4 protein-coding genes are annotated in these 14675 nt (G+C 24.5%); all 4 read right to left on the bottom strand.

Annotation, left to right across the window (positions count from 1 at the left end; translation table 4 throughout):
- Positions 1-197: 197 nt before the first annotated feature.
- The gene (locus EXC57_RS00880; protein ID WP_129692516.1) at positions 198-3566 is read right to left on the bottom strand and encodes a lipoprotein 17-related variable surface protein; all 3369 of its coding nucleotides are present in this window, start codon (positions 3564-3566) and stop codon (positions 198-200) included.
- 270 nt (positions 3567-3836) lie between these two features.
- Positions 3837-7313, bottom strand: coding sequence for a lipoprotein 17-related variable surface protein (locus tag EXC57_RS00875; RefSeq protein ID WP_004025212.1), 3477 nt, complete (start codon positions 7311-7313; stop codon positions 3837-3839).
- A 336-nt stretch (positions 7314-7649) separates the two neighbouring features.
- On the bottom strand, positions 7650-11078 hold the full coding sequence (locus EXC57_RS00870) for a lipoprotein 17-related variable surface protein (RefSeq protein WP_004025213.1): 3429 nt from the start codon (positions 11076-11078) through the stop codon (positions 7650-7652).
- Positions 11079-11238: 160 nt separating this feature from the next.
- On the bottom strand, positions 11239-14670 hold the full coding sequence (locus EXC57_RS00865; protein ID WP_004025215.1) for a lipoprotein 17-related variable surface protein: 3432 nt from the start codon (positions 14668-14670) through the stop codon (positions 11239-11241).
- Positions 14671-14675: the final 5 nt, after the last annotated feature.

The raw sequence follows: 14675 nt of genomic DNA, 5'->3' as shown, positions 1-14675 counted from the left end.
TATTTCAAAGTCGAGAGTTTAATGTAACATTGAAGTGTTGCACTTCACATGTCAGTTAGGGATTGAAATAATAAAATGATTAGTTAAATTTTATTATTTCAATTTTGCATTATTAATTAGTTTTAAAGATTATTATAGTTAATTGTTATTCTCACTTAGTTAAAATTCATAAGTTAAATATTTAAATATAAAAGTAATTATTCTGTTAAGAATCCATTATATGTTGCTGTGTATGACAATAGAGATTGTTTATTAGTTATATCTTTTTCATTAAAAGAAATTTTTATAGTTATGTAACCAAATATATCATCTGCAACAACATCTAAATTAAAATTATTTTTATCAATCATTTTTTTATAATCACCAGAATAGAAAGATAAAAATTTATCAATCATATCTTTTCTAGTTGAAACATCATCTAAAGATTTTTTTATTGAAGATGGCAAAACTTTTGTAAATTGTTCATTATCAGAAAATAATTTTGATTCTGTTTTAAAAGAAAGAATATCATCAGTTGGAACTTGGTTGCCTTTAGCAAAACCTGTAAATCTTTGAATGAAAACTAATTCATTTGATAAACCTTCAATACTTTTAAATACTAATTTAACAGTGATTTCACCATTTGGATCATTGTAATATATATGTTGTTCAAAATTTTCATTTGTTAATTCTTTTGGTATTTTTGATCCATATTTTTCAACAACATTTTTAGCAAAATCCATTTCGCTTTTTATCTCTTGGTTTCCAATGTAAAGCTTATTATCTTCTTTAGTTTCTTTTTTTAATATTTGTTTAATTTGATTTGGAGTATATTTTTTTATTTGATCAAAATCTTTACTATTATCATCTTTAAATTTAACAGAGTATTGTTCTTCATATTCTTTTGTTGTTTTAAATCCATCAATAACAAATTCTTTAATATAAGAATCTTCTTGTTTTAAAAAACCAACATTATTTGCTACACTTTCAGGATAAGTCTTATCCAAATTAAATCTGACAGACAATTCACCTTTTACATCATTTGGAATCAAACTTAATTTTATATCTGATGAATTAAAACCATTGTAATTTGCAAAAAACTTGTAAATTATTTGTTCATCTATATCAGATGGAAAATAATCTTTTTTGTTAAAGCCCATTGGATTTGAATTAACATTAAAGCTATAATCTGATATACGGTTTAACCCTGTATATGTTTTTGTAAATTCTTTATTTGTATAATTATCTTCATAATATCCATCTTGAAGTTTACCAGATATAGTTAAAGTACCGTTTATATCATTTGTTGTAATTGAAAATTTCATCTTGCTAAGTGGATACCCTTTAGATGAATCTGTATTAATAAATTTTAAAATACTTGATGTATCTTCTGCTTCAAAACTACTAGGCAATAAGTTAGATTCACTTAATTCTTTTAATTGGGGAATATTTTTAATATTTTCTTCACTACTGTCATTTTTATTACCAATATAATTAAAACTTTTATCATCTGTTTTTTTGAATATTTGGTATTTATGCGAAAATTCTTGTGTTATAAGATTTTCTTTTTTTGCTTCCACATCTATTGGTAAATATGTAACTACTGCTTTAATTGTAATTGTTCCATCATTATCATTTTGATTTTCAAATTTATAATTTTTAGTTGGATAATTAATACCTGATATAGTTGTGTTTTGAGAAGTAAGGTTTATATAAAAAGGATCAAATCTTTTAACATCATCTAATGTAACTTTTGAAGGAATAGTATTTTTGAAATCATAATCTAATGAAACATCTTTTCAATTCACTCTGCTTTGAATATAGTTACTTGTATTGAATCATTTAGTAATTGTTAGTGGGGCAATATCTGATGGCATAACATTATTATTAACAAATCATGGAATTTGATCTATGTTAGCTGTAATTTTTAAATTTCCATCTTGTCCATCTTTTTTTTCATTATCATTTATAACTTCTTTAACAAATTGTGGATATTTTAATGTACCATCTTCTTTTTTCTCTGGGTTTCTTGTAAAGAAACCATCATTTGTAATTGTTAAATCTTGTCTTGATATTTCACTAGGAAGTTTATTATTTAATATTGAATTATCGATAGTAAAATCTGAAGATTTGATAAATGCATCATCAGTATTCAACAATCCTTTTATATCACCAAAAAGAGGATTATTTTCATTTGATGTAATAGCTACAGCCAACCCATATTTATTATCAATTATTTCTTGTTCAGTTTTATTTGGAAAATTTGGATCTGTATAAAAATAAGAATTTAACATCATTATTTGGCCATAGTAACCATGAACATTATAAAGAATATAATCTTTAGAATACTTATTAATATCATTTTGGGAATAACTATTAATATCAAAATATGTATCTAAATTTACTAAAGTATCCTTGGGTGTTGATTTAACAGATGTTGAAGAAGATGAATAAATAAATCCATCATCTTTATATTTGAAAAATAAATTTTCTCCACTATCAAAAGTTCAAGATAAAACTCACTTATTTTCTTCAGATAATTTAGATGATTTAAAAGTAACTCCATTATTAGGATCAACAATTATTATTCTATTATAAATAACTGTAACTACTTTGCCATCAGCAAAATAATAATAATCACGTTGAGGTGTTATTTTACTATTTTTATACCCAGAAATTCCATTTGCTGCTAACGCAGGAGAAGTTCATCCATTATTTTGAATAATATTTAAATTATCATCAACTAAAATAAAATAAACATTAAAGTTTGCATCTTCTGGTTTGTTCCCTATTTCAGGACCTGAAAGAGTAGTGAAATTAACAATTTCAACCAAATTTCTATTATTTGATACAGGAATTAAATTAAAAAAATATCATTTTGAATTTTTTGGCTTAGTAATTTTATCCATAAATGTTTGAAAATTATGCTGAATTTTCGTTATAGTTTTTTTATCTTTTTCATATAAGTAAGCGGAATCATTTAAACCTGTTTTTGCACCACCATACATTAAAACATTACCATTTTTCAAAACTGTAAGAAATCTAACATCAGAACTTTTTTGTGGAAAATTAACATAGCTAATTTTGTTTTGAACGCTAATTTCTTTTCCTGTAAAAACATCTTTTCCAGTTTCAACATCTATTGCTAACAATCTTTGATTTGCATTACTTCTACTAGAACCACTTGTTAATATATATAAAATATTATTTGTTCTATCATAATCGTAATTAAATCAGCTTCTTTTTCAATCGCCATCTTTGTATGGATTATCCATCATAGTATCTAAATCAATACTTCATCTTTCTCCACCGAATCAATCCAGAGAAGATATTTTAGACCCTCAATAAACTATTGGTCCAGTTTTTGCAGATAAAAAAGTGTTTTGACTATTAGCCTGAGAAGCAATTAATTTATTTTTTTCATTTACTTTATTATTGGTTTTATCACTTATTTCTTCTTTTGATTTTTCTTTATTAACATAACTAGTTGTTTTATTATTTCTAAATAAAACTGTCCCAAAAGTCCCTACACCAACACCAAATAATGATATAAGGGCTGTTAAAGAAATTATTTTTTTTCTAATCATATTTACCTCATAATACAAGTAAATTTTATTATAAAAAATAAAGGCCATCAAATTGGTAAATAAATAGATTATTAATAATAGATACCTTTTACAAACTGATTTTTGATTTAAAAAATGAAAAATCATATTAGTAAAAACTTATAATATAAATGATATTTAATTGAAATTTTTTAATTAAAAATTGACATAAAAAAAGAACACAATGTAAGAATTTATATTCTTGGTCATGTGTTCTTCTTTATATTATTTTTAGTTTATTTTTTAGTAATATTATTCTGTTGCAAAACCATTATATGTTACTGTGTAAGAAAGTAATGATTCTTGGTTTTTTATATCTTGTCTATCAAAAATAATTTTTATAGTTAAATATCCATAAATATCATCTGAAGTTATTTCTAATTTAAACTTATTAGCATTTATTGCTGTACTATAATCCCCAGAGAAATAACTTATATATTTTTTAATTTCTTCAACTCTTTTTTCTTCATTACCATTTAACAATTTTGCTAAATCACTAGGTAATGTTGTTTTGAAAGTTGGATTATCACTCATTAATTTAGTTTGTGTTTTGAATGATAATATATCATCAGTTGTAACTTGATTACCTTTAGCAAAACCTGTAAATCTTTGAATGAACACTAAATCACCACTAACTCCTGTTATGTTTTTAAAAGTTAGTTTAACAGTAATTTCACCATTTGGATCATTATAATAAATGTTATATAAAAAATTATTATTGTTTTTTAAATCTTCTTTTTTTGGTAAGTTTGTTCCAAGGGATTTAATGACTGATATTGCTAAATCTTTTTCTGAAGTTATTTGTTGTCCGTTAATTGTAAGTTTTGGATTTTCATTAACTGAAGAATTAGAGTTTTGACTATTTATAGATTGTTTTATTTGATTTGGTGTATATTTTTTTATTTCATCAAGAGATTTATCATCATCACTTATAAAGTTAACTTGATATTCTGTTTCATATTCTTTATTTGTTTTAAATCCAGAAATAGTTTTACTAAAAACAAAGTAGTTATCTTTTTTAATAAATCCATTAACTCCATTCGCAATTGAATCTGGATATTTACCATCCAAAATAAATTCAACATTTAATTCTCCTGTTTCATTGTTTGGATTTAAATTTAAAGATAAGTCAGAAGAATTATATCCACTATATGTTACAAAGCTATTATATATGTCTTGTTCTTTAACTTCACTTGGTCTAAAATTCTTTTTTATAAAACTAGTTGGTTGATCATTAAATATAAATTTATAATCACTTTTTTTATTAAGACCTGTATAAGTTTTAGTAAATGTTTTTTCTCCATCACCATAATAATCCGATGGTAAAGTACCAGTAATTTTTAATGAACCCAAATCATCATTTGGTTCAATATTAAATTTCATTTTACTTATAGGATAGCCAGCTGAAGAATCAGTATTTATAAATCTTAATATTCCATTTAAATCATTTGCAGTAATACTACTTGGTAATAAATTTGATTGACTTAACTCTTTTAATTGAGGAATTGTGTTTATGTTTTCACTTGAATTATTATTTCCAACAAAAATAAAATCTTTTTCACCATCTTTTTTAAAAATTGTATATTCATGAGTAAATGTAGATTTCATGATGTTTTCTTCATTAACTTCTACACCAATTGGTAAATATGAATATTCCATTGAAATTTCAATCTTACCATTATTATCATCAAAACTTTTAATTTTATATTCCTTTTTAGGATAATTTTCACCTTTTATAGTTGTTATCTGAGATGTTAAATTTATTGAAAAAGGATCAAATCTCTTAACATCATCTAAAGTAACTTTTGTTGGTAAAGTATTTTTGAAATCATAATCCAAGTTTTCATTTTTTCATATAACCCTATCTTGTATTTTTTGATCAGTAGTAAACTCTTTAGTTATATTTAAAGGGGGTATATTTTCAGGCATAATTCCATTATCAACAAATCATGGAATTTGATCTATATTAACAGTTATTTTAAGATTGGGAGTTTTTGATTTCTCATCATCCATCACTTTTTTAAATTGTGGATAAAGTAAATTCCCTTGCGAATCTGTTGAATTATTTTTTGTAAAAAATCCATTTTCTGTTATTTCTATATCACTTCTATTTATTTCACTAGGTAGTTTATTTTTTAAAATGTTTTCTGAAATAACAAAGTCAGACGATTTTAAGAATGCATTTTCAGTATTTAGCAACCCTTTTAAATCTCCACCACCAACAGAATTTTTATTATTAACTATTGCAACTGCTAAACCATAATCGTTGTTTTTTGTAGCTTCATCTTCAAATTTATCTGGTATTTTTGTAAGATCTGTAACTCTATAAGGATTAAGCAACATTATTTGTCCTGTGTAACCATAAACATTATATAAAACAAAATTTTTCGCATTATCAAATATTTTTTGGTTTGCAATAGAACCTTGTTGTATTCCTGATAAATTAAAATAAGTAGATGTTTGTATTTCAGTATTACTTGAAGTTGTTCCGGTAAAAGTAAACTTATTTATTGTTCCAGAATTAGCATACTTAACATACACATTGTTATCAGTATCTGTTGTTCATGATTCAACTGGATAATATTTGCCATTTCCATCACCTAGTCCAATATTAAACATTTTATATTTCAAATCTTTTTGACCTTTCATTTCATTAGGAAAAAAGACAAAAAGTTTGTCATATATACAAAATAATATTCTTCCATCTGCAAGGGTATATGTTAATTTAGGAAATGATTCACCATTTTTCATATTGGTATCAGCATTTATTTTAATTCTTTCGCTAATAAGAACAGGTTTATATAAAATATCATTTTGATCTGAAATTATCCTATTCATTTCATCATCTACAAAAGCGAATCATACACTATTTCTATTACCAGTATCATTTTGATTATCACCAAGATTAGTCATAATCATGATATTTTTATTTTCTCCAACAGAAAAAATAAAATTTGTTCTAATGTTTCTTTCCCCTATACCATTTTGATCATTAAATTTTAATAAGTCATCTTGAAGTGATTTAGAATTTTGATTTTCTTTGTATGGTAAAGCTTGTAATTTTTCGACATCAAAAATTTGATTTCTCCATCATCTATTAGCGCCATCATTATAAATTAGCACATTACCATTTTGCAAAACAGATATACCATATTGTGCGCTATATTGGTCTGTGATATTGTTATTTAAACTATAAAAACCTTTTATTTCTCCATTGATAGAATTAATCGATACTAGATTTTGAGTTGTTGGTTTTCCACCTGGGTTAGTAGCATTAGTTAAAACTCACAAAGTATTAGTATTACTATCAAGGGCATAGTTAATAACAACAGAATCTCTTCAATAAATATGATTAGAATTTGATAAACCTTCAGGTAAAACAGATTGACCATTAAATTTAGCAGTATTAAGATCTAATTTTCATCTTTGTGATCCAAATCAATCTAATGAATAGATTGTACTTTTCCTAATAACAATAGGCCCTGTACTTTGAGATACAAGAGGCATTGCAGTAACAAAATCAAATGGTGTTGGTTCAACATTATTTTTATTTATGTTTTCATTAGCATCAGAATTAGAACTTTCTGTGTTATCAACTTTATTATTGTTTTCGTTATAAAAATATTTAGATAAACTACTTTCTTTATAAAAAGATACTAAAGAAGAAGCTCCAATTATACCAAGACTTAAAGTTGTAACAACAGAAAGAGCAATTTTATTTTTTTTCATATTTTAACCTCTTGTAAATTTAAAATACTTACGTCCATTTAAAATGCTACTCAAAAAAAAAAAAAAAAAAGCAAGTCTGAACAGCTAAAAACTTATAAAAAATGATTAAATAATTTCTTGTATTGAGAGAAAAAAATAAGTTAAAAAATGATATACATAAAATAAAAAATATTTAAAATTTATTAATAAAGTTATAAATAATTTACTTAAAAAAATACCTTTTAGTGTTTTTGTATTAACTATTCTTTTATTCAAATATTTCAGTTTTTATGCTTGTTATAATTTTGATAAAAACATAAAAAAAGAGAGCTTGTAAAGCTCTCATTTATTTTTAAACTATTCAGTTGCAAAACCATTATATGTTGCTGTGTAAGTAAGCAATGAATCTGGATTTTTAACCATTTCTTTATCAAAAATAATTTTTATTGTTAAATAACCATAAACATCACTAGGAGTAATTTCTAAATTAAATTTATTTAAGTTTATTGCTTTAATGTAATCACCTGAAAAATAGCTAATATATTTTTTAATTTCATCAATTCTTTTTTCATTATTATTCAATAATTTAGCTAATTGACTAGGTAATGTATTTTTAAAATTTGGATTATCATTCATTAATTTACTTTGAGTTTTAAAAGATAAAATGTCATTAGTTGTAACTTGATTACCCTTTGCAAAACCAGTGAATCTTTGAATAAATACTAGATTACTTTTTACACCTTCAATATTTTTAAATGTTATTTTAATAGTTATTTCACCATTTGGATCATTATAGTAAATTTCCTGTTCAAAATTTTCATCATTTAAATCACTTTTTCTTGGTAATGAACTACCCATTTTTTCTATAACAGCTTTTGCTAGTTGTTGTTCATTTGTGATATTTTGTCCATTAATAACTAATTTAAAATTAGATTCAACGTTTTCTTTTATTTTTATAGATTGTTCTATTTGTTTAGGAGTAAATTTTTTAATTTCATCTAATATATGATTATTATCATTTACAAATGATAATTCATATTGTGTTTTATATTCATCATTAGTTTTGAAACCAGTTATTTTAGTTTCTCTTATAAAATCACCCTTGTTTTTTCTAAAACTTGATTGTGTAGCAATATTATTTGGATAATCTGATTTCAAATGAACTCTTATTATTAATTCTCCAATTTCATCATTAGGAATTAAATCTAATGATAAATCCGAAGAATTAAACCCTTTATAATCTATAAAATTTGCATAAACAATTTGTTCATTAATTTCAGAAGGTCTAAAATTTTTTTTAATGAAACTTAAACTATTTTTTCTAACATTAAAGTTATAGTCACTAATTTTATTTAAACCTATATATGTTTTTGAAAATGTTTGGTTTTCACTATCTGGATAATACCCTAAAGGTAAACTACCAGATATGGTAAGTGTACCTAGATTATCATTTGGTGTGATAGTAAAATTCATCTTACTAATTGGATAGCCTGTTGATGTATCTGTATTGATGAATTTCAAAATACTTGATGGATCACTTGCTTGGAAGCTACTAGGTAATAAATTTGCCTGACTCAAATTTTTTAACTGTGGTATGTTTTTAATATCTTCTCTATTATTACCATTAGAACCAACAAAATTAAAATTTTTTGGTGAATTTTTTTTGAATACATTATATGTTTTTTCAAATGTTTGTGTCTTAATGTTTGTCATTGTTGCATCAACATCAATTGGTAAATATTCAAATTTAGCTTTAATTAAAATAGTTCCCTCGTCATCATTTATATTACCTATTTCATATGTTTTTCTAGGATATGAAACACCAGCTACTTTGGTAATTTGGGAAGTTATATTAATGCTAAATGGGTCAAATCTTTGAACATCTTCTTTTGTTATTTTTGAAGGAAAAGTATTTTTAAAATCATAATCTAATTCAACATTTTTTCATGTTATTCTTTCTGAAATTTTTACACCAGTTTTGAAACTTTTAGTTATTGTTAAAGGTGGTATATTTCCTGGCATCACATTATTGTCAACAAATCATGGTATTTGATCAATATTAGCAGTTATTTCCAAATTGTTTGAATTATTTTTATTTTCATCATCTATTTTATTTTTTTGAAATTGTTTATATTTTAATTGTTGGGTTTTTTTATCTATAGTATTATTATTTGTAAGAAAACCACCTTCAGTTATAGTTAAATCATTTCTTCCAATCTCGCTTGGCAATTTATTTTTTAAAATAGACTCATCTATATTAAAATCAGCAGATTTTACAAATGCTTTATCTGTGTTTAAATAACCTTTTGAATCACCACCAACACCATTTCTATTTTTAGTTATAGCAACAGCGATTCCTGTTCCATTTTTATTCAAATCATCTTGTTTTCAAGGTTTCATATTTTGCTTATTATTTATTTTTCTTGGATTAAGCATCATAATTTGTCCAGAATAACCATAAACATTATAAAGAACAAAATTATTTGCATTTTTCTTTATAGTTCTATCATTATTACCATCAATATTGTAATAAGTGCTAGTAGTAATTGATGTTGTACTTAATGAATTTCCATGAATTGTAATCTTTTGAATCTTGCTATCATTTGAAAATTTGGCATAAACATTATTATCAGTATCAGTAGTTCAAGATTCAACCGGTAAGTATTTATTACTTGCATTATCTTTTACACCATAATCAAACTCTTTAAAAACTGGTTTATTTTGTCTTTCTGTTTCACTAGGAAAGAAAACATATAGTTTGTTATAAATTGAAAATAATATTCTACCATCAGGTAATCTATAAACTAATTTTGGAAAAGTGTCAGATTCTGAATTTAAATTACCCATTTTAGTTCTTTCAATCATTTTTCTAGCATTGAATCAATCATCATTTGCTCCTGTTTGAATTCTATTCATATCATCGTCAACAAAAGCAAAATAAATATCTCCAAAATCTTTTTTATCTTGTGATTTTTCGCTTCAACCAAAATTAGTTAGTACTAAAATATTCATATTTTTAGCTATAGAAAACAAAAATCTACTTCTTACATCACCATTAGTTTTTTGTTTTCTAATATCTTCTTCTATTAATTTATCAATATTACCACTTGCACTTGATTTTTGGTTAACTTCACCTTTTTTAGTGTCCAAAATATCAAATTGTTCTCAATTATCATTACCTTGACCATAAGCCATAATATTTCCAGAATCTAAAACCGAAATGCTATAATACATTCAATTTTGATTTTTTGGTTTATAAGCTAATTCTTTAACATCTAGTATTTTCCCATTTAATGAATCAATTTTTATAAATTTTTGTTTTTCAACATTTGAACCTTTAACAACTGAATTTGTTAAAAGTCATAAAATATTTTTATTTCTATCTAATGCTCAATTAATAAATGCTCTATCTGTTCATTTAACAAACCTTGGAGAATCTCCAAATATTTTTTTATCTTCAAAAGTTGCTTGTAATAAATCAATGCTTCATCTTGTAGATGAGAATCAATCTAGAGATGAAATCTTATTTTGATATGAAACAATTGGCCCTGTATTTTGAACTAGTAAGGGTCAAGATTCGTTAAAATCAAAAGGAACTAATTCTTTTGATTTATCACTATTTTTTCTTAACATTTCATTGTTAAAATCATCATTATTGTTAATATTTTTACCCACAGACAAAAAATTTTGATTTTTACTATTTATAACCAATGGTAAAGAAACACCAGTAACAACAGATATAATTGATGACGCTATAGTTAAAATTTTTAATTTGCCTTTTTTCATATATGCACTTCCAAATAAAAAATATTTATACACAATTAATGCTACTCAAAAAAAAAAAAAAAAAAAGGTATTATAGCAAAAAATTTATAAAAAATAATTTAAAAATGGGTTTATATGAAAATAAAAAATGAGAGCTTAAAAAGCGCTCATTAAATTTAAACTATTCTGTTGCAAATCCATTATATGTTGTTGTGTAAGATAATAAAGAATTTGGATCAGTTACTATTTGTTTATCAAAATTAATTTTTATAGTTAAATAACCATAAATATCATCAGCTGTAACTTCAAGAGTGAATTTACCTTCATCAATAGCTGTTACATAAGCACCTGAGAAATAGCTAATGTATTTTTTTATTTCTTCAATTTTTTTATTAGGGTCTTGTAATAATTTTGCCAATTCACTAGGTAATGTAGTTTTAAAAGTTGGATTATCACTCATTAATTTACTTTGTGTTTTAAATGATAGAATATCATCAGTTGTAACTTGATTACCTTTTGCAAAACCTGTATATCTTTGAATAAACACTAAATCCCCATTAGTGCCTTCAATACCTTTAAAAGTTAATTTAACAGTTATTTCACCATTTGGGTCATTATAGTAAATGTTATACCCAAAATTTTCAGATGTTAAGTTCTCTTTTTTAGGTAAAGATGAACCTAATTTTTCTATAACAGCTTTTGCCAATTTTTCTTCTGTTGTGATTTTTTCACCATTAATAACTAATTCTGGATTTGATTTATTATTTTCTTTTGATTTAATAGATTGTTCAATTTGTTTTGGTGTAAATTTTTTAATACCATCCAATTTATTGCTAGTATCATCAATAAATTTAACTTCATATTGAGTTTTATATTCATCATTAGTTTTAAAGCCAGTTATTTTGTCTTCTCTTATGAAGTCATTACTAGTCTTTTTAAATCCTCATTGAGTTGCGATATTGTTTGGGTAATCTGATCTTAAATGAACTCTAATTGTTAGATCACCAACCTCATCATTAGGAATTAAATCTAATGATAAGTCAGAAGAATTAAATCCTTTATAATCTATAAAATTCCCATAAACTATTTGTTCATCAATCTCAGATGGTCTGAACTTTTTCTTATCAAAGCCAACATTTGTTTGTTTTACATTAAAACTATAGTCTCTTGTTTTGTTTAATCCTTCATATGTTTTTGTAAATGTTTGATTACCACCATCTGGATAATATCCTGGTGGTAAACTACCAGATATTGTAAGCGTTCCAAGATTATCATTTGGAGTAATAGAAAAATTCATTTTACTAATAGGATAACCAGCTGATGTATCAGTATTTATAAATTTCAAAATGCTTGATGGATCATTTGCTTGAAAACTACTTGGCAATAAATTAGACTCACTTAGATTTTTTAGTTGAGGAATATTTTTAATATCTTCACTTCCGTTTCCGTTAGAACCAACAAAGTTAAAACTTTTTGTATCACTACTTTTAAAAACATTGTATGTTTTTTCAAATGTTTGAGTTTTAACATTTGTTTCATTAGCATCTACATCAATAGGCAAATATTCAAATTTTGCTTTTATAACAATTGTTCCATTTTGATCGTTTTTTTCACCTATTTCATATGTTTTTCTAGGATAAGAAGTTTCACCTATTCTAGTGTTTTGAGAAGTTATATTAATACTAAATGGGTCAAATCTCTGAACATCTTCTGGTGTTATTTTTGATGGAAGCGTATTCTTAAAATCATAATCTAATTCAACATTTTTTCATGTTGTTCTTTCTGAAATTTTTACCCCAGTTTTAAAACTTTTAGTTATTGTTAAAGGTGGTATATTTCCTGGCATCACATTATTGTCAACAAATCATGGTATTTGATCAATATTAGCAGTTATTACTAAATTGTCTGTGTCATTTTTATCATCATCAATTTTAGTTTTTTCAAATTGTTTATATTTTAGTTGATTAGTAGTTTGATCTATAGTATTGTTGTTTGTAAGAAAACCACCTTCAGTTATAGTTAAATCATTTCTACTAATTTCACTTGGTAATTTATTTTTTAAAATGGATTGATCAATATTAAAATCAGCTGATTTTACAAATGCTTTATCTGTATTTAAATAACCTTTAGAGTCTCCACCTTCTCCATTTTTATTTTTAGTTATAGCTACAGCTATCCCTATTCCTTTTTTATCTAATTCTGTTTGCTCTGATGGTTTCATGTCTTGCTTATTAGTTATTTTTCTTGGATTAAGCATCATAATTTGTCCAGAATAACCATAAACATTATAAAGAACAAAATTATTTGCATTACTCTTTATAGTTTCATCATTATTACCATCGATATTGTAGTAAGTTGAAATATTTATATTTGTGTTTTCTAAAGTAGAACCTGAAATTGAAATTTTTTGTATTTTGCTATCATTACTAAATTTTGCATAAACGTTATTGTCAGTATCTGTTGTTCATGATTCAACAGGTAAATATTTACCCGTTGTGTCGTCTTTAACACCATAATCAAATTCTTTATAAACTGGTTTCTTTTGTTTTTCTGTTTCATTAGGAAAGAATACATATAATTTGTTATAAATTGAAAATAATATTCTACCATCAGGTAACTTATAAACTAATTTTGGGAAAGTATCAGATTCTGAATTCAATTTACCCATATCTGTTCTTTCAATCATTTTTTTAGCATAAAATCATTCATCATTAGTTCCTGTTTGAATTCTATTCATTTCATCATCAACAAATGCAAAATAAATATCTCCAAATTTTTCTTTCTCTTGTTGACCACCATTTCAACCAAAATTAGTTAATACTAAAATATTCATATTTTTAGCTATAGAAAACAAAAACCTACTTCTAACATCACCTTTGCCGCCGCCTGTGGTTTTTATGTCATCTTCAATATGTTTATCAATATTCCCTGAATTACTAAATTTTTGTGTAACTTGTCCAGTTTTTGTATCTAATATATCAAATTGTTCTCACTTGTCATTACCTTGACCATAAGCCATGATATTTCCTGACTCTAGTACAGAAATGCTATAGTACATTCAGTTTTCACCTGCTGGCTTATATGACAATTCTTTAACATCAAGTATAGTTCCATTTAAAGAATCTATTTTTATAAATTTTTGTTTTTGTACATCTCCACCATTTTTAATTGAATTAGTTAAAAGTCACAAAGCATTATTACTTCTATCTAATGCCCAATTAATAAATGCTCTATCTGTTCATTTAACAAATGTTGGTGAATCACCAAAAATTTTTTGATTGTTAAAAGTTGCTTCTAGTAAATCAATACTTCATCTTGTAGAAGAAAATCAATCTAAAGATGAAATTTTATTTTGATATGAAACAATTGGCCCTGTATTTTGAACCAATAATGGTCATGATTCATTAAAATCAAATGGAACTAATTGTTTTGATTCTTGTTTATTTTCTGATGAGTTATCATTATTATTTAAATCATTATTATTAATAATATTTTTATCAGCAGATAAAAAATTATTGCTTACACCATTTATAGTTAATGGCAAAGATGCGCCAGCAATAATAGACACTACAGAACTTGAAAATGTTAAAATTTTTAACTTGTTTTTTTTCATATAAT

Source organism: Malacoplasma iowae (assembly GCF_900660615.1).
Lineage (GTDB): Bacteria > Bacillota_I > Bacilli_A > Mycoplasmatales > Mycoplasmoidaceae > Malacoplasma > Malacoplasma iowae.
This window is presented reverse-complemented; position numbering and strand designations above follow the sequence as displayed.